The sequence below is a fragment of the Streptomyces sannanensis genome (assembly GCF_039536205.1).
Classification (GTDB): domain Bacteria; phylum Actinomycetota; class Actinomycetes; order Streptomycetales; family Streptomycetaceae; genus Streptomyces; species Streptomyces sannanensis.
This window is the reverse complement of the sequence record NZ_BAAAYL010000001.1, coordinates 814,480-831,496: the sequence shown is the minus strand read 5'-3', so window position 1 is coordinate 831,496 and position 17,017 is coordinate 814,480. Positions and strand designations below refer to the sequence as shown.

The 17,017-nt window shown below is 68.9% G+C and carries 17 protein-coding genes, 1 tRNA gene and 1 pseudogene; 11 read left to right on the top strand and 8 right to left on the bottom strand.

Annotated elements, in window-relative coordinates; translation table 11 throughout:
• Positions 1-54: 54 nt before the first annotated feature.
• The 3 genes and pseudogenes from ABD858_RS03660 to ABD858_RS03650 form a co-directional block, all read left to right on the top strand.
• Entirely contained in the window at positions 55-777 is a 723-nt protein-coding gene (locus tag ABD858_RS03660) for a MerR family transcriptional regulator (protein WP_345034522.1), read from the top strand.
• A gap of 486 nt (positions 778-1,263) precedes the next feature.
• Positions 1,264-1,896: a hypothetical protein gene (locus ABD858_RS03655; RefSeq protein ID WP_345034521.1), complete on the top strand. Its 633-nt coding sequence runs from the start codon at positions 1,264-1,266 to the stop codon at positions 1,894-1,896.
• A gap of 163 nt (positions 1,897-2,059) precedes the next feature.
• Positions 2,060-2,170 (top strand): annotated as a pseudogene (locus ABD858_RS03650) (IS701 family transposase); the annotation flags it as partial.
• A 138-nt stretch (positions 2,171-2,308) separates the two neighbouring features.
• Here the strand turns inward: ABD858_RS03650 and ABD858_RS03645 are convergent.
• The 3 genes from ABD858_RS03645 to ABD858_RS03635 form a co-directional block, all read right to left on the bottom strand.
• Positions 2,309-3,874: a serine/threonine-protein kinase gene (locus ABD858_RS03645; protein WP_345034520.1), complete on the bottom strand. Its 1,566-nt coding sequence runs from the start codon at positions 3,872-3,874 to the stop codon at positions 2,309-2,311.
• Between the two features lie 248 nt (positions 3,875-4,122).
• A complete protein-coding gene (locus tag ABD858_RS03640) occupies positions 4,123-4,431 on the bottom strand; it encodes a DUF397 domain-containing protein (protein ID WP_345034519.1) in 309 nt (102 codons plus the stop codon).
• The gene (locus tag ABD858_RS03635) at positions 4,418-5,242 is read right to left on the bottom strand and encodes a helix-turn-helix domain-containing protein (protein ID WP_345034517.1); all 825 of its coding nucleotides are present in this window, start codon (positions 5,240-5,242) and stop codon (positions 4,418-4,420) included. The genes ABD858_RS03640 and ABD858_RS03635 overlap by 14 nt, the downstream gene beginning before the upstream one ends.
• Before the next feature lie 111 nt (positions 5,243-5,353).
• Here ABD858_RS03635 and ABD858_RS03630 point away from each other — a divergent pair, with 111 nt between their 5' ends.
• Both ABD858_RS03630 and ABD858_RS03625 read left to right on the top strand, forming a co-directional pair.
• On the top strand, positions 5,354-5,578 hold the full coding sequence (locus ABD858_RS03630; protein WP_345034516.1) for a hypothetical protein: 225 nt from the start codon (positions 5,354-5,356) through the stop codon (positions 5,576-5,578).
• Between the two features lie 303 nt (positions 5,579-5,881).
• The gene (locus ABD858_RS03625; protein ID WP_345034515.1) at positions 5,882-6,766 is read left to right on the top strand and encodes a hypothetical protein; all 885 of its coding nucleotides are present in this window, start codon (positions 5,882-5,884) and stop codon (positions 6,764-6,766) included.
• 67 nt (positions 6,767-6,833) lie between these two features.
• Here the strand turns inward: ABD858_RS03625 and ABD858_RS03620 are convergent, their stop codons facing one another.
• The 3 genes from ABD858_RS03620 to ABD858_RS03605 all read right to left on the bottom strand — a co-directional run bounded on the left by ABD858_RS03620 (position 6,834) and on the right by ABD858_RS03605 (position 9,270).
• A complete protein-coding gene (locus tag ABD858_RS03620) occupies positions 6,834-7,709 on the bottom strand; it encodes an aminoglycoside phosphotransferase family protein (RefSeq protein ID WP_345034514.1) in 876 nt (291 codons plus the stop codon).
• Positions 7,710-7,850: 141 nt separating this feature from the next.
• Positions 7,851-8,294 (bottom strand): alpha/beta fold hydrolase, encoded by a 444-nt coding sequence (locus tag ABD858_RS03615; protein WP_345034512.1) that lies wholly within the window; start codon positions 8,292-8,294, stop codon positions 7,851-7,853.
• A gap of 220 nt (positions 8,295-8,514) precedes the next feature.
• Positions 8,515-9,270 carry a nucleotidyltransferase domain-containing protein gene (locus tag ABD858_RS03605; RefSeq protein WP_345034511.1) on the bottom strand — a complete coding sequence of 252 codons (756 nt, stop codon included), beginning with the start codon at positions 9,268-9,270 and terminating at the stop codon, positions 8,515-8,517.
• Between the two features lie 136 nt (positions 9,271-9,406).
• Between ABD858_RS03605 and ABD858_RS03600 the strand changes: the two genes are divergently transcribed.
• The 3 genes from ABD858_RS03600 to ABD858_RS03590 all read left to right on the top strand — a co-directional run bounded on the left by ABD858_RS03600 (position 9,407) and on the right by ABD858_RS03590 (position 11,793).
• Positions 9,407-10,147, top strand: coding sequence for a class I SAM-dependent DNA methyltransferase (locus tag ABD858_RS03600; protein ID WP_345034510.1), 741 nt, complete (start codon positions 9,407-9,409; stop codon positions 10,145-10,147).
• 194 nt (positions 10,148-10,341) lie between these two features.
• Complete coding sequence (gene catA, locus ABD858_RS03595; RefSeq protein WP_345034509.1) at positions 10,342-11,010, top strand: type A chloramphenicol O-acetyltransferase; 669 nt, start codon at positions 10,342-10,344, stop codon at positions 11,008-11,010.
• A gap of 135 nt (positions 11,011-11,145) precedes the next feature.
• Positions 11,146-11,793 carry a tyrosine-type recombinase/integrase gene (locus ABD858_RS03590; RefSeq protein WP_345034508.1) on the top strand — a complete coding sequence of 216 codons (648 nt, stop codon included), beginning with the start codon at positions 11,146-11,148 and terminating at the stop codon, positions 11,791-11,793.
• A gap of 19 nt (positions 11,794-11,812) precedes the next feature.
• Here the strand turns inward: ABD858_RS03590 and ABD858_RS03585 are convergent, their stop codons facing one another.
• Positions 11,813-12,196: a hypothetical protein gene (locus ABD858_RS03585; RefSeq protein WP_345044251.1), complete on the bottom strand. Its 384-nt coding sequence runs from the start codon at positions 12,194-12,196 to the stop codon at positions 11,813-11,815.
• The gene (locus tag ABD858_RS03580) at positions 12,163-13,608 is read right to left on the bottom strand and encodes an NF041680 family putative transposase (protein ID WP_345034507.1); all 1,446 of its coding nucleotides are present in this window, start codon (positions 13,606-13,608) and stop codon (positions 12,163-12,165) included. The genes ABD858_RS03585 and ABD858_RS03580 overlap by 34 nt, the downstream gene beginning before the upstream one ends.
• 315 nt (positions 13,609-13,923) lie before the next feature.
• Between ABD858_RS03580 and ABD858_RS03575 the strand changes: the two genes are divergently transcribed.
• The 3 genes from ABD858_RS03575 to ABD858_RS03565 all read left to right on the top strand — a co-directional run bounded on the left by ABD858_RS03575 (position 13,924) and on the right by ABD858_RS03565 (position 16,978).
• Complete coding sequence (locus ABD858_RS03575) at positions 13,924-15,297, top strand: hypothetical protein (RefSeq protein WP_345034506.1); 1,374 nt, start codon at positions 13,924-13,926, stop codon at positions 15,295-15,297.
• A 67-nt stretch (positions 15,298-15,364) separates the two neighbouring features.
• Positions 15,365-15,437 (top strand) — tRNA-Ser (locus ABD858_RS03570).
• Positions 15,438-15,601: 164 nt separating this feature from the next.
• Complete coding sequence (locus ABD858_RS03565) at positions 15,602-16,978, top strand: IS1380 family transposase (RefSeq protein WP_345034505.1); 1,377 nt, start codon at positions 15,602-15,604, stop codon at positions 16,976-16,978.
• The last annotated feature ends 39 nt before the right edge of the window (positions 16,979-17,017 follow it).

Genomic DNA, 17,017 nt, shown 5'->3' with positions numbered 1-17,017 from the left:
CGTTTCATTAAGGTGCTTGTGGAGACTTTGAGCCGAAAAGCAACGGGGGAGCGGATGCCAACTCTCAAGTCGTCGGCCATGCGCACAGTCGATGTCGCGCGACGTGCCGGATACTCAGTTCAGCAGGTGCGTAATCTCGAGCGCGACGGTGTGCTGCCGCCGGCGACGCGCACAGCTGCGGGCTACCGGATCTACGGAGAGGGTCACCTGCATTCCGCGCTGTCCTACCGAGCTCTCGCAGTCGGCACGGGTCCGGTTGAGGCCAAACGGATCGTTCGTGCTGCACATCAGTGCCCGGCCTCGGAGGTACTTGCACTTCTCGACGCGGCACACGCCCGACTCGACCGGGAGCGCACGGACCTCAAGCTTGCCAAGGAGGCGGCAGAGGCGATCTCTGCCGAGCCCATCGAAGACGTACGCCCATCGGACTCGATGAGCGTCTCCGAACTCGCCTCCGCGCTCGGAGTGCGCCCATCGACATTGCGGCACTGGGACGCCGAGGGGCTCGTTGTTCCCGACCGGGTCCCCCCACGAGGAACGCGACGATACTCACCGGCCCAAGCTCGGGATGCCCGGATCGTCCACCAGCTACGCAGCGCCGGGTACCGCATTGACCCACTCCGGGCCCTGATGCCGGACCTGCGGCACGGGAACGGATCGGACGACGTCCGAGCCGCGCTGGCGGCCCGAGACGCGAGCATCGAGGTCCGCTCCCGTGCCCTCCTCGACGCTACCGCCGCGCTCACTGCCGTCCTCGCTGCCGCAACTCGGACGTGAGGTCCCGTCAACAACGCCCATCCGGCAACAGCCAGTTCAGAGAATACGGGTGCCGAGCGAACGTCTCTTCCTGCCCAGTCTGGCAGCCCAAGCAGGGAGCGACGGTGAGCGGCACCGCCGTCCAGAGCCGCCGGGCGTCAACACCATCCGAAAGACCACTCGTTGGTGTTGGTGGTGCGAGCGCTCCCGCAGAGACCGAGGCCCGTGGGACGAGCTGGTGCCACGAACAGCTACTGAGGTGGCGGACCGGCCAGAAGGGCTGAGTCCTGGGTGCGGCCACCGCACGATCTCCAGCCTGTCCTTGCGAGGGCCCCGGGCGTTCACGCCCGGGAGGAATCGCATCCTGAGCCGGGCGGCGCGGAGCGCCGCCGTGTCGCTTCGGAATGCTGCCCCGCTCAGGCGGGGCGCTTCTGGTTCTCGATGTACTCCTTGGCGCGCCTGTGTGGCTATGGTAATCGCTGGCATCCAAGGGGAGACGGGGAGCACATGACCGGGGAGTACACCACGTCGACGGGTCCGCCGGATGGGTCGCACCAGCAGCCGCGCTGGGCCTGGTGGGTCGTGGGGATCGTGATTCCGCTCGTGGGGATCCTCGTGACGGTGCTGGTGAGCCGGTCCGGTTCCTCCGGCGACACCAATGACAAGAGCGTGGAGCCGGCGCCCACACGGTCCACCGCCGCGACGGGGTCCGATGCTCCCGAGCAGCCTACCGAGACCGCCGGTACCGTGCGCGCGGTGTTCGGGCCGAAGGCCGTGGCGGCCGACACGACCAACCGCGGGTCCTCCGTCGACCTGGACACCACGGAACCGACCGTCACGGGCTCGGACATCGCCGGCGCAGACGTCACCTTCGGGGCGCCGACCGGGTCCGTGGAGCTGTCCGTGCCGGGATATGCCGAGAACCTGGCCCCGCTGCCGGCCTCGGGTGCCGCGCCGACGGCCACGCAGTGCGCCGAGAGTGTCCGGACCAACGGCACCTACACCACGGAGGTCAAGCCTGGCGACCGGTTCTGCCTGCTGACCGGCGAGGGCCGTACAGCCTACCTTCGCGTCCTCACCGCGCCGGTCCAGGGCACGGGACGTCTGGAGATCACCGTCTGGGACACGCCTGCCGCCTGACCCCGGGGGTACTGCGGCAGCATGGACACCATGCCGAACCGACTGGTCCAATCTCCTCGTCGACGCTGAGGCGGGGCAGGCCGCGGTCGGCCAGGGCCTGGGCAAGGCTCGTCTTCCTGGAGCCGGTGATCCCGATGAGGAGGATGGCGGTCGGCTCGCTCACCAGGCCGCCAAGGGCCGGGTCGGACTCGACCACTACCAGGTCAGGCACTGGACCTCCTGGCACCGGCACATCACGCCGGCCATGCTCGCCCTGGCCTTCCTGAGCGCCCTTGCCTTCGACGTGGCCACAGAACAGCCCGCCGATGCAGCCCGGCCATGACCTTCGGCCTGGTCGGGCGTGAGGTGGAACTCCGACGGGCGACACCGCCCGTCGGGGACCAACAGAACCCATTTCCTGTGGTGGAACGCGCTAGGAACGGGAGCAGCGGCCGGTCGGCCGGCCGACCGGGGGGTGGCACTGGAGGGAGTGGTCGGCCGAACTCGTGCTCAGGTAGCGGCCGATGCACGAGTTGTCCGTGGTTCTGCCGCGCTCCGCGCAGAAGGACAGTGCGGAGCGGCCGTCGGTGAACGGGCCCGGGGCGTAGATCACCCAGTAACCCGGGTTCAGCGACGCATAGTCGTCGCTGCGGAGAACCTGCGCTTCGGGCACCGACTGCCGAACCTTGGCGAGCCGTTGATCACGCGCGGCGAGGCCCGAGCTGACGGGCTCGGAATAGAGCTGGGCGATCCAGTGGCCGCCTGACTGGGGAGGCTGTTTGACCGGGGCGGCCGATTGCGTCGCCTCAGCCGTCGGGTCGGCTGTCGGGTCCGCCGTCGCATCTGCCGTCGGTTCCGGCGTTGCGTCCGCCGTTGGGTCTTCCGTTGCGGTGGGAGTCTGCGCGGGCGCGGAGCTCGGGGCGGTGGTCGCGGGTTGCGAGGACGTCGTGCTCGGCGAAGAGCCCACCTTCCCGCTCGCCTCGTCGTTTCCTTGATCGCGCAGCGTGAGCACCAGCGCGGTCGTCGCCGTGGCCGCCAACGCCGCGGCGGTCACGGCAGCGACGACGACTATTCGGTTTCGCGGCCGGTCCGGCGCGGGGGCGGGCCTCGGGGTGTCCAGCTGGGTGGGTGGGTGCCCGAGAGGAAGGGACGGCGGTACCGAAGCGGTGACCGTCGGCTGCGCCCAGTCCGGCGTCTGGGCGGATTCCACCTGCGCCAGCATTGCGTCCAGCTGCTCCGCGTTCGGGCGGGCCGCCGGGTCGCGTACCAGTAGCGCCTGGAGTACGGGTGCGAGCGGGCCGGAGCGCACCGGCGACGGCACCGGTTCGTCGAACACTGCGGCGAGGGTGGCGAACGTCGTCGCCCGCCGCAGCGGGCTGACGCCCTCCACGCATACGTACAGCACCAGGCCGAGCGACCACAGGTCGGACGCGGGGTGGTCGTCGTGGCCGCGAATGCGCTCGGGCGCGATGTACTCGGGTGAGCCGACGAGTTCATGGGTGGCCGTCAGCGAGGTGGAGCCCCGCAGCCCTGCGATCCCGAAGTCGGTGAGCACGGCCGTTCCGTCGGCGCGCATGAGTACGTTGGCGGGTTTGACGTCCCGGTGGTGGATGCCGGCTGCATGGGCGGCCCTCAACGCGGCCAGCACCTGGCGGCCTGTGCGGGCCGCCTCCACGGGCGTCATCGGGCCGGCCGCGAGCCGCTCCTGGAGGGAGGGTCCGGACACCAGCTCCATCACGAGCCACGGGTGGGGATCCGCGTCGACGATGTGATGGATGGTCACGACGTTGGGGTGGTTGAGCCGGGCGAGTGCCCGTGCCTCGCGCAGTACGCGCTCGCGCGAGACGTCCGACGCCTCCGCGTCCGACCGCACGGCCTTGAGCGCGACTTCCCGGTGCAGCACGGTGTCGGTCGCCCGCCAGACCGTGCCCATTCCCCCGCTTCCGAGCTGTTCGATCAGCTGGAATCTTCCGTCGATCACGTGTCCCCCTGTGCCCATGCGCAACAGGTTAGGGATGCGTCAAATCTTGATCAAGTTCGGGGAAAGCTGTTGGGGTGGGTTGCGAGGAGCTGACGGACCAACAGTAAGGGCAAATGCAACGGTTGTTGCCGGACGCCCGTCCATGCTGCCCGGCCTCGGGTGGAGCCCGACGCGGAGCATCGTGATCACTGGCGGGTGCTGTGCATGGCCCGGAGCCTACGACGCCTTGATCCGCCGGACGCAGAACCTACGGCCGGAGGCAAGGTTCAGGCAGGGCCGAGGTCAGCGTCCTTGACGGCGGCCACGAAGGACGTCCAGGCCGGTGAGGTGAACACCACGGCCGGACCATGGGGGTTCTTGCTGTCGCGGACCGGGACGCAGGCGGGGCAGGTGTCGTTGACCTCCAGGCAGTCGCCGCTGTCGCCCCCGCTGTATGTGGACTTGCGCCAGGCCGCGATATACGCATCGCTGACCTCCAGGCAGTCGCCGCTGCTGCCGCCGCTATATGTGGACTTGCGCCACATCGGCAGGGCCGAGGCGTCGGGGATGCTGACGTGTTCACTACTGCTGCGCATGCTCGTAATCCTCCGCAATCGATCTGATCAGCGCCAGGGACTTGCGGTGCGACAGTGCGTCGCCCATGGCGTGATCGTAGGCCACCTGACACGCGCGCACCACGGATGGAACCTCCAGGACCCGGCCCGTCTTCAGGCCTTCCACGTACGCGACGGGTGGCAGGTCCTCGAACCACATCAGCGAGACGAAGCCCTCCAGCAGTGCGTGATAGCCCACCGAGAAGGGGAGCACATGGACGCGGATGCGGCGGCGCTCGCCCAGCTCGACGATGTGACGGAGCTGGTCGCACATGACCGCTGGGCCACCGACCGGGCGCCGTAGTACCGCCTCGTCGAACAGTGTCCAGACGACAGGGGACCTGAAGTCGACGAGGATGCGGGCGCGTTCGAGGCGTGCGACGAGCAACTTGTCACGTTCCTCATCGGTCTTGGGAGGGAAACCCGAGCCGAGCACTTCCCGTGCGTACGTCTCCGTCTGGAGGATGCCGGGCACCAGCTTGGGGGCGTACACCCTGATCGCCGTCGCCTGCTGCTCCAACTCCCTTGCCTCGGCGAAGTGTTCGGCGACCCTTCCCTCCCTGAGGGCGGGCAGGAAGCGCTCGAAGACCCCGCCTGTCTGAAGCACCTGGTCGAGTCGTCGCGCGTCGTCCGCTGATGGTCTGCGTCGGCCCGCCTCGATGTGGGCGATGTGCGTGCGTGACATGATCGCGCGCTGGCTCAGTTCCTCCTGGGTGAGCCCGGCGGCCTCGCGCCTGAGTCGCAGCTCCTCGCCGTACTTCGTGCGGGATTCGGGGTTGTCTTCGATTGCCATACGCAACTCCGGTGTGTGCCAATCCCCTTGTCAAGCTCGGCCCTCTGGCGAGCGTACCTGCGATGACCTCACTCTGTGACTGGTTCGGCACAACAAGTGAGGGGCGATGCGATGGCAACGCTGCATGGGCAGGGCGCGTACGTCGCGCATACGGGCACGGATGTTTACGGCCCCGGCAAGGTGATCGGTGTCGAAGGTGAACTGCGGCGCGTCAGATTCGTGTACTTCGTGGCCACCGTGAGCGCGTACGACCTGCGCGCGGCCTCACTGGAAGAGGCGGAGCGCGTGAAGGAATGGCTGCGGCAGAAGGCGAAGAGGTACGGGGGACGGTGGTGACGGGCATCGGCGCGTACATCACTGTGCGCGTCTCGCGCGACGGCGGGCGGACCTGGGGGGAGAGGCGGACGTACCGGCCCGAGCGCGGTGCACCACCGATCGAGACGGCTGGACGCTATCCGCTCTGCCGGTGCCCCAAGTGTGGTCGTATTGACGGAAAGTGATCCTGTGTGCGCGTCCCGTGATGTACGGTGAGCGCGACCACTGCTCCGCTTCCGTACGCGGATATGGAGCGGCCCCCGTCGTCGGCGGCAACCGGCGGCGAGGGCCTACACCACCGAGTGCTGAAGAAGGAGCACTGGGATGCTTCGGCATGCTACCGCGCCTGCGCGTTTCTTCTCGCAGGTACCGAACGAGATCATCCGCCATCCGCGTCTGTCCTCCGATGCCGTACGGCTGCTGGCCTGGCAACTGTCGCTGCCCGACGGCGCGGACGAGCCGCTGTCGCGTACCGCCGAACGCGCCGGGATCAAGAAGGGCGCTTTCCTGCGGGCCAAGCGGGAGTTGAAGACCGAGGGATACCTGCACGAGTGGCGACGGCAGGGCGCGCGTGGGCTGTGGGCGACGGTTCAGCTCGTGTCCAATGTGCCGTTGACGGCCGAAGAGGCAGTATGGGTGCGGGACGGGGCACCGGCGGACGATCCTCCGGCCGCCGGTCAGCCGACTGGCCGGGCCGCCGGACGTCATCCAGAAAACACCCTTGTGGAGAACACCTCCCACCATCCCGCGCCGGTGGTATCGCCTTCAGCAGAGGCGCGGCGTGTCGTCGAGGGTCTGGACGCCCTCGACCCGCGGCTGCGCGTACCGCGCGGCATGCTGCCGCAGTTGGCGGCGCTGGCCGCGGAGTGGCTGGCGTGCGGCCACACGGTCGGCAGCGTCCGGGACGCGATCCGGCGAGGGCTGCCGGGGCAGGGGCGGGCCATTCACCGGCCGGGTGGGCTGGTGCGCCATGTGCTGCGGGACGTGGCCCCGGCGCCGGCCGATCCGCCGCGCCCCCGGGTCGCGGAGATGCGGGAGTGCGCGGGTGCGCATGTCCAGCCCCGGCTGTTCCGGCCAGTGGCCGATGAGAAGCTGTGCGGCGAGTGCCGCCAGGACCGGGCGGAGGCCGACGGCACCCTGGTGACGGCGCGAGGGGCGGCCGCCGCCCGGGCGGCGTTGCTGGGTTCGTACGAGGCCCGTGTCGCGTAAGCGGCCCGGGCGCGTCCGCTCAGCGCTCAGGCTGCAGGCAGCGACTGGGCCTGGACGGGTGTGCGATTCACCGGGCCGGATCCGCAAGGACCTCGGTGATGGCGCGTCGTCCCAGCTCGGCCATGGCGGGGTTGGTGTGGCGGTAGTAGGTGATCCCGCCGACGAATGTCAGTGCCCAGCCCTGCCCGCGGGCCCAGGTCGCGTCGTCGAACCCGGCTGCTTCCCGGAAGGTCTGCCGTGTCTCTGCGGTGAGCAGTGTCCACGCCGCGATCGCGTCGCAGGCCGGGTCACCCGCGCCCGCCGCACCGAAGTCGATCACTGCGCGGAGTCCGCCGCCGTCGACCAGGACATTGCCCGGGATGAGATCGCCGTGCGTCCACACCGGCGGTCCGTCCCACTCCGGCTGGTCGAGGGCATGTTCCCAGGCGGTGAGGACAGCGCGGGCGTCGATGACATCGGCCGCCTTGGCGGTCCACTCCCGTACGTAGGCATCGCGGGTGCGAAGAGACCCGCTCCGGTAGCCCTGCCGCGCCCCGGCGGCATCGGCCGTGCGTATCGCTGCGACGAACTCGCCGAGGTCCTTGGCGAACCGGTGCCCATCGCGCCCTGCATCCGCCGGGTGCACGCCGTCGATCCAGCGGCTGACCGCCCAGGAGAAGGGATACCCCTCTCCTGGCCGTCCCAGGGCGATCGGTTCGGGCACGGCGGCGGGCAGGAGAGGAGCCAGCCGTGGCAGCCAGCGTTGCTCGAACTCCACCTGCTCGACGGCATCCTCGATACGGGGAAGGCGGACCGCCATGTCGTCCCCGAGCCGATAGATCGCGTTGTTGGTGCCCGCCGAGTGCACCGCCCTGAGGGGCAAGTCCGCCCACCGCGGAAACTGCAGCGTCAACAGCCGCCGCACCAAAGCGACGTCGGTCTGGACCTCGTTCTCATGCATCATCAGCCCGGGATCCTAGCCCCACGGCTGAGAGGGCAGCACCGGATTTCCTCCGCTCCCGGCACAGGTCGTCCGGAACGAGATCAGCACGCACCCGCACAGCGTGCTGACCAAGATTGCCAAGCGCAGTATCGCGGGCTCGGTTCATTCTGAACGGTCAGTAAGCACCCCCTGGTTCAGGTCCGGGGCGTGGGCTTCGAGGAAGGGCAGGAGGAGCGCCATGGTTTGTTGTGGGTCCTCGAGCATGGGTGAGTGGCCGAGGCCGGGCAGCGTCTCGACCCTTGCACCCGGAACGGCGGTGTAGTCGGTGGCAGAGGACGGTCGCCACCTGCGGTCCTCCTCGCCGAAGATGACCAGTAGTGGCTTCCCGAGGGCAGTCAGTCTCGCCGGGACCGGGCGCTGTTTCATGTAGGCGTCGGCGCCCTGCGACGTCGCGACGGATCCGTGGAGTGTCATGGCCCGCACGTCGTCCACGATCTGCTGCGGGACCTCATAGCCGGGGCGGCTGAAGGCGGTGCTCAGCGCCTTGCGGATCAGGCCGTCGGTCCGGATCCGCCACAGTAGAGGCCCGATGTCCGGTGCCAGCACGAGCCTCCCGGCGAACCCGTTCGAGATGAATCCACACTCGCTGACTGGTTGCCGGGCCCGACGTCACCCGGTTTCTGCCGCTGCTGGACGCCGTCCCACGGATCCGGGGCCTACGGGACGCCCGCGTAGCAAGCCCCGGCGCCTGTACGCCGACCGGGGTTACGACTTTGGGACCGGCCGAGAGCATCGTGGGGTGCCCCGACCGCGACGCGGCCACTCGTCAGGCGCGGTGGCTTGCCAGGATCCGGTCGATTGCGGGGCTGAGAAAGGCAAGCGTCAGCTCGGCTCTGCGCGCGAGCCACTGTGCTGACGCGGGGGCGGGGTCGCCGTAACGGCGTTGCCTGATGTCGTCCACGACCTCTGCCGGGGCGCCCAGTTCGATGAGTACGTCGAGAGCCTCGGCCTTGGTGATCAGTTTGCCGGTCCGCAGTGTGACCCCGGCCCGGGCGAGGGTCAGCAGGCCGAGGTCGACCCAGACATCGCGCAGCCACAGCTCCGGGTGATCCGGGGCAGACCGCCAGAAACTCTTCAGGTCCTCGGTGATGAAGTCGGCGAGTTCTCGATCGGTCACCGGCGGCAGGAGGGCCGCCGGCGGCCGGCCGTGCAGGACGATCCCGAACTCATGAAGCTCACGGCGGGTCACCGGGGTGACGGGTCGGAGCATCAACTCCTCGTGGGCCCAGGTGAGATGCGGATGGGCGGGATCATCCAGCTCGGAGACCACGAGGTAGCTGCAGTGCAGCTTCGATGCCAGGGGGACAGCTTTCGCCAGGCGCTCATGCACTTCGCCGAGCCACTCTTCCTCCTCGGACGAGCAGGGGCGTTCAAGAACGGCGATCAAGTCGAGGTCACTACGGCCCGGTTGATAGTCACCTCCGGCCAGCGACCCGTGCGCCCACACCGAGATCAGCGATCCCATGGGCCGGACAGCATCCAGGAAGCGGTCCAGCAGCTGAACGGTCGGCTCGTCTGTCATACGGACAGTCTGTGTTGCCTGTCGGGAGCCGAAACTCAGGACTGAGCCGACGCGGTGTGCTCAGGTCGGCCTCGCAGCTGTGACTGCCGGGAAAACTCGGAGGCGTTGGAGGTGCCTTCCGCAGTACGGTCCGGCCGTGGACGACGAGGACGGTTACTTCGGAGAGAGCGTTGCGGCGACGTACGACGAGTCGTCGGCGGAGATGTTCGAGTCGAGCGTCGTGGACCCGGCGGTCGACGTTCTGGCGGGGCTCGCCGACGGTGGTCGGGCCCTTGAACTGGGCATCGGGACGGGGCGTATCGCGTTGCCGCTGGCACGCAGGGGAGTTCCGGTCCATGGCATCGATGTGTCGCGGGCGATGGTTGCCCGGCTGCGTGCCAAGCCGGACGGTGATGCGATCGGTGTGACGATCGGAGACTTCGCGACGACCAAGGTGAGCGGGACCTTCTCGGTCGCCTATCTGGTCTTCAACACGATCATGAATCTGACGACGCAGGCGGAGCAGGTGGCCTGCTTCCGTAACGTCGCGGCCCACCTTGACCCCGGTGGCTGTTTCGTCATCGAGGTCATGACCCCTGATCTGCGAAAGCTCCCGGCGGGGCAGAACGTCGTGCCGTTCCACGTCAGCCCGACGCGATGGGCGTTCGATATCTATGACGTCGCCACCCAGGCGATGAGTTCGAACTATGTCAAGGTCGTCGACGGGCGTGGTGAGTACAGATCGATCCCTTTCCGGTACGTCTGGCCGGCAGAACTCGACCTGATGGCTCAGCTCGCCGGACTGCGGTTGCGTGAGCGGTGGGACGGATGGACGGGGGAGCCCTTCACCAGCGAGAGCAGTCGGCATGTATCGATCTGGGAGAAACCCGCTGAATGACCCCAGGGCCCTGACCTGAGGTCCGTCTCCCCGTTCGCGCGGCGGCGCAGGGGGTTGTTTCTGACAGTGACCAGGTGTCAGGTCGTGGCCGACGCTCGCGAGGGAAAGCACTGATCGACTTCCGGCTCTCTGTCCGAACCGGCGGTCTCGACAATCGGTTGGGTCCCCATCTCGACGGCTGACATGATGAGCGGATGGACGCTCCTACCCCGATCGACCTTGACACGTGGCCGCGCCGACAGCACTTCGAGCACTATCGCCGGCTCGTTCCGTGCACGTACTCGATGACGGTGGAGTTGGACGTAACCGCGTTCACTGCGGCACTGCGTCGATCGCAGCGCAAGTCCTACATTGCGCAGGTCTGGGCACTCTCCACGGTCGTCAACCGTCACGATGAGTTCAAGATGTGTCTCACCGCGTCGGGTGAGCCGGCCGTCTGGCCTGTCGTGCACCCTGCTTTCACGGTATTCAACCCGGAACGCGAGACGTTCGCGTGCGTGTGGGCCGCCTATGATTCCGACTTCGGCGCGTTCCACGACGTAGCCGCCCCTCTGCTCGCGGAGCACAGTCGCGCCACCGACTTCTTCCCACAGGGGGAGCTGCCGGCCAACGCGTTCGACGTGTCGAGCCTCCCATGGGCGTCCTTCACTGGGTTCAACCTCAACATCGGCAACGGGTGGGACCACCTCGCGCCGATCTTCACGCTGGGCCGCTACACCGAGCGAGACGGCAGGGTCCTGCTCCCCCTGGCAGTACAGGTGCACCACGCCGCCGCAGACGGGTTTCACTCGACACGGCTCGTCAACGAGTTGCAGGCTCTCGTTGCAGATCCGACCTGGCTGGAGGAGAGCCCGAAGGCCTGAGGAGAAGGCCTCGCCAGTCCTCCGCGCCGTCCTCGTCGTCGAGCCCGGTCGCGATCGGGTCGCGCAGTGGGCGCAGGCCGCCGTCGTCGGGGACCGAGGGCGGATGCTGTAGCGGCCCAGCACGTTGAGGTTGGCGTGCTTCAGCGGGGAGAGCCGGGCGACGTCTTCGTCCAGGCCGCCTGCAAGGCTGTTGGCCTGGTCCGCCCCGGCGGCCGCGGCGGCACCGGCCGGGGCACCGTCTCGGCCCACCGGTTCCGCCGCACCGTCGGCACCCAGCTCGCCGAACGCGGCGCGAAGCTCCACACCATCATGAAGGTCCTCGGACACACCTCCGTGAACATGGCGCTCGTCTACGCGCAGATCAGTGACCAGGAGGTCCTGCGCGACTACCAGGCCGTGCTCGGCCCCGGCGCCACCATCGCCGGCCCGGCCGCCGACGAACTGCGCAGCGGCACACTGCCGGACACGTCGATCGACTGGCTCAAGACCAACTTCTTCAAGACCGGACTCGAACTCGGCCGCTGTCTCCGGCTACCCGCCGAAGGCCCCTGCGAGTGCGACCTCTACCTGACCTGCGCAAAGTTCGTCACCACACCCGAATACGCACCACGACTGCGGGCTCGACGCGAGGTCGAACTCACTCTCGCCCGCGACGCGGCCGAACGCGGCTGGGACCGCGAGGTCGAACGCCACCGCTGCACCAGCGAACGCATCGACAGACTCCTGGCCGACCTCGGCCAACCCGCCCACGCCGAAGCGGAGGCCGACGAGTCCAGTGCTTGATCACGCCGCAATGGTGGTGCTATCTGACCGGCCCTCGCTCGTCGATGAAAGCAGTGGGCGTCGACAAGAACACGTCTTCACTCACTGGCCCATAGGCGATGTTGAAAGTGTCCAGCCAGTACGTCCAGTCTCGGATCCCCAGTGCGCTGCTGAAGCGGTAGTTGAGCTGCCATCGGACCCATTGACCGGGGGCAAGGCGGACGGCCGGAGGCCGTCGCGGCCGAGGGGGTATGGCGAACAGGGGTTGCACTCGGGGAAGGACTCGCAACCGGCCGTCGGCTTCACGGAGCTGGACGTCGACCTTGCGCAGGTCTTCCTGGCTGTCATAGGGGGCGAATCCATTACAACGACAAGGCCTGAGCTTGGCGTTTAACCTCGCTGGGCTTGGTGTTCCTTGATCGATTCGGCGCGTTTGACGGTCTTGCCGACGCCGTGGCGCCTGGCCCGTTGCTTGTTCTTCGAGCCCGGAGGCCGTCCAGGGCCTGGTCGGGACGGTTTTGGCGCGCTTGCCGGGCGGGCTGCTGTCGCGCGGACGTTGCGAAACCCCCGGCGGACCCGGGCGGGCGTGAGGCGACGGGGTTCCGCGGGCCGTTCCCAGGGCCGGCGGAGGTCCTCGGCGAGGGGCCGGGCGAGGCGGAGTTGGGTGTGGGCGGCGATGATCAGCCAGGTCCACAGGTCGGCCGTGTCGGGATTCCTGACCTTCGGGGCGGTCCAGCCCAGGGTCTGTTTCATCAGCCGGAAGGTGTGCTCCAGGTCGAAGCGGCGGAGGAACGACTGCCACCAGCGGTCCACATCCGCTGGTGCGGCGGCGGTGGCCGAGCACCACAGCCAGACCGGTTTCGGGTCGCGGTCACCGGGTAGGTGCTCGACCTTCAGGCGGATCAGCGTGCCATGCAGGACGGGGAGTTCTTCCTTGGCGTGGTTCAGCCAGGGTCCGCGGTGGGTGAGCCGGGGGTGCATCCGGTCCCAGGCCGTCGCGGTGGCCGTGCCGTAGCGGGTGGTGTCCGTGGCGGTCGTGACGTCGGGCTCGTGCCAGCTGTCGGGCTTCTTGAACGTGAGGACGCCGCCATGCCGGCGGGGACGCCCGCCCCGGGGACCCGACCGGGCGGGGCCGGGGTCGCGGAGCATGACGCGGTCCGAGCGCAGGCGCCCGACCAGCACGACGGGCAGGTCGGCGAGAGCGTGGGTCAGGTAGGCGACGTCGTAGCCGGAGTCCATCACGATCAGGATGTCCGGATCGCCCGGTCTCCAGTGGCCTGCGCTCTTCAACCGCTCGACGACATCGCGGAGTTGGGCGGAAGTGACAGTGGTCGCGTCGTCGGCCGGGCCCAGGCGGACCGCGTCCAGGAGAGCGACCCAGGAGGTGCGGCCGGACTCCAGGGCCGCGACGAAGGAGTAGGGCCAGCCGGGCACCAGCTGGTCCGAGCTGCGGTCGCCGCGTCCGTAGACATGGCAGAACAGCCGCTCGCCGCTGGTGGGAGCGTCGGGCCGCAGCCAGTGCGACACGTCCACCGCGAGCACGATCCGTCCGTCGGCTGCTTTTGGCAGCGGCAGGCCCGCCAGCGCGCGGCGCAACCGTGTCGACTCCAGCCAGCCACGGTCCAGGGCGGCGTACAGCGCGCCATGTCCCCGCCGGTGCTCGGCCGCCAAGGAGAGCTCGACCAGGGTTTTCACCGGCCCGTCCGCGCACAGCACCGCGTCGGTGAGCTCGAAGAGCGCATCCGCGCGGCTGTACAGGCACTCGTAGAACTCGACCCGAAAGCGGGACAACAGGCCCAACGCCTCGCATGTGGACGGATCGACGGGCAGACTCATGGGCAGCGGCCGTTCTCTCGCACTTCGTTACTCGACATCTCGAAGCGTGGCGAACGGCCGCCCTGCACATGCCCGGATCTCGCTGATCTCAGCAGGTCGAGTGACCAGCGACGTTAAACTTCAAGCTGAGACCGGCCCGAGGGTGGCTCACCGGGCGGGCCGTCGGCCCGCCCGGACGGCGGCGGCAGTCAGTACCGGCGGTCGCGGCGGCCCGGCGGCTTCGAGTCGGCCGTCGTGATCCGACACCGCCGCCCGGCGGGTCAGCGGCGGATAAACGGGTGGAGGCCCGACGGGCGTGATGGCAGGGTCGACGGCATGTCGTCGCACCATGCCGAACAGATACTCAGGGAGTTGCACGCCTCTCTCGGGCTCCGTAAGCGCCCTGAGGACGTGGCCCAGCTGATTCAGGACCTGTTCAACGCCCAGCGGACCGAAATCGATCCCACCGCCGCCGCGGCCCTCGACAAGGCCGCCGAGCACTCGCTGCGCAGTCTGTGGCACGGCTATACGTCCATGCTCGAGGACTTCGCCCGCCCCGTCGGCGCGCAGCGCCAACTCGCCCGCGTGGCGTCCCTCTTCGAGAGCGTTCCGGAGCTTCCGTCGGACGCCGGGGACGATCCCGCCCGGATCGAGGCGGCGATCCGCCGCGCCGGCGAGGAGATCCGCCGGGAGTACGGGGAGAACGACTTCGGCATGGACCGGCTCAACCGGGCCGAGCGTGCGGAAGCCGGCGTCGGTGAGATGTCCAAGCGCCAGTACAACAAGCGCTTCAGGCTGCTGCGCCGCATGGAGGCAAAGCTGGCCCGGGTCGTGCACGAGCAGCGCCGCCGCGAGGTCACCGTGACCGGCAAGGGGGCCCTCGCGCACACCCTCCCGTACGAGCTGTTCGCCGCCGATCCGGGCACCGCGGCCTTCATCGCGTATCTCACCGCCCGCGCCAACATGCGCAGCGTCTTCACCAATGGCAGGCAGCGGCGGCCGTACGACGAGGTCGCCGACGCCCTGTTCCAACGGCTGCGTGCGGAGCCCGAGCGGACCGACTGGTACGCGATTGCGCATGTCCACCCCACCGCCGAAGTGCTCGGGCATGTGCCGGACGACGATCTCATCCGGTTGCTGGTGCGCTGGAACCACTTCCTGCGGGAGGTCGCCGAGCTGCTGGAGGACGCCTGGAACCGGTGCCGTCTCGAGCGCACCACCATGATCGTGCGTCCCGGCAACGACTCGTCGACCTGGAACCAGGCCGCACAGGCCTGGAGCACAGCCCGGGCGCATTGGTTCGCCCTGCTCACAGAACTGGGCGAGGAAGAGATCCTGGACCGTGTCTGTCCTGGCAAGGTACCCCGGCTCATGGCTGCCGATGTGGCCTATTGGCACCGCATGAGCGGCGGCGGGCTGCACCCCGACACATATGTGTGGGCGGACCTGCCGCTGCCCTGGGAGGTGCTGCGGGGTGAGGCCGATTGTCCTCGTTCGCTGGTCGAGGCGGTCTGCCGGCGGCATGGGGTCGATCCGGTGGCCGGCGGCTGGACCGGGCCCCGGCCGGCCGCGGAGGCCGTCCGGTTCCGCCGTACGCCGGAGCTGGTGCACGGCGTCGCTGTTGCCGATCCGCTGATGGCGAGCGCCCTGCGGTCCGCGGGGGTGTTCTCGGGCCAGGGCAAACGCGCCGCCGCGCAGGAGTGGCTGTGACGTGCAAGTCCTGCCCCGCGAAAAAGGGTTGACCTGCGCGGCCGCGGCCGACGAGGATCTGGGCGGCGGCGAGGAAGCTCTGCGGAGGAGCGCCCGGCTCGATCTCCGGGTGGACGTAGGTTCGAATCCTGCCCTTGCCGCCGCCCTACGTCTCGGACGTGTCGCCTCGGCCCTGATGCGAGAGCCGCGCTTTCGCGAGTGTGGGTGTCCGAGGCTTGATCAAATAAGCGAGGAGTGCCGCTGACCTGGGACGATGGGACTTGTCTAGGGTCCTGTTCGTCGCAGAGAAAGCTGCACTCCTCAGGTGAAGAAGCGTATCGGGTCGTATCCGCGTGTGCATGTCGAGGGCGGTGGCCGTGGCGTGGTGGGGCAGGCCGGATCTGTGCTGCTGGTGGAGACAGCTCGCAAGACAGGCCTGGACGCGGCGATATCGGCGGCGCTGGCACCGTGGCGCAAGCCGCGTGCAGTACACGATCCGGGCAAGATCCTTCTGGATGTTGCCCTGGCGGTCGCACTCGGCGGGGACTGCCTGGCCGATGTCGCCATGCTGCGGGCCGAACCCGCTCTCTTCGGGCCGGTGGCCTCCGACCCGACCGTCTCCCGTCTCATCGGCACCCTCGCCGCAGGCGGCAAGCGCGCCCTGACCGCGATCCGCACCGCCCGCGCCGAAGTACGCGAGCATGTGTGGAAGTTGGCCGGTCTTTCGGCGCCGGACGCCGACGGGCAGGTGACCGTGGACCTCGACGGGGTGCTCGTCATCGCACACTCCGACAAGCAGGACGCCGCCGCGACCTGGAAGAAGACCTACGGCCATCACCCACTGATGGGCTTCGTCGACCACGGCCGCGGCGGATCCGGCGAGCCGGTGGTGGGCGTGCTGCGGCCGGGGAACGCGGGCTCCAACACCGCCGCCGACCACATCACTGCCGCCCGCCTCGCCCTGGCCCAGCTGCCGAAGACCTACCGGCGTGGTCGGCAGACACTCATCCGTACCGATTCCGGCGGCGGCACCCACGAGTTCGTGGCCTGGCTCGCCCAGCGCGGACGGTGGCTGTCGTACTCGGTCGGCATGACCATCACCGACGCCATCCATGCCGCCGTCCTGAACATCGCGGCCGGCGCGTGGACGCCGGCGGTCGAACCGGACGGCGAGATCCGCGACGGCGCCTGGGTCGCCGAACTTACCGGCGACTGTCTCAAGGGCTGGCCCAGGGGCATGCGGCTGATCGTCCGCAAGGAACGCCCGCACCCTGGCGCCCAGCTGCGGTTCACCGACGCCGACGGCATGCGCCTGACCTGCTTTGCCACCAACACCAACAACGTTGCGATCGCGGCTCTGGAGCTGCGGCACCGCCGGCGGGCCAGAGCCGAGGACCGCATACGCGCCGCACGAGCCACCGGCCTGCGCAACTTTCCCCTGCACGACGCCGCGCAGAACCAGCTCTGGCTGGAGATCGTCCAGATTGCTCTGGACCTGCTGGCCTGGATGCCGATGCTTGCCCTCACCGGCACCGCCCGCCGGTGGGAGCCCCGCCGACTGCGCCTGCGGCTGTTCTCCGCCGCCGCTCAGCTCGTCACCACCGGCCGCCGCCGCATCCTCCGCCTGGCACAGCACTGGCCCTGGACCGACGTGATCACCAGCGCCCTCGCCCGGCTCGATGCCCTCCCAAGCCCTGGCTGACCCGCAGCGTCCCACCCCTACGAGCAGCATCACCTCGGA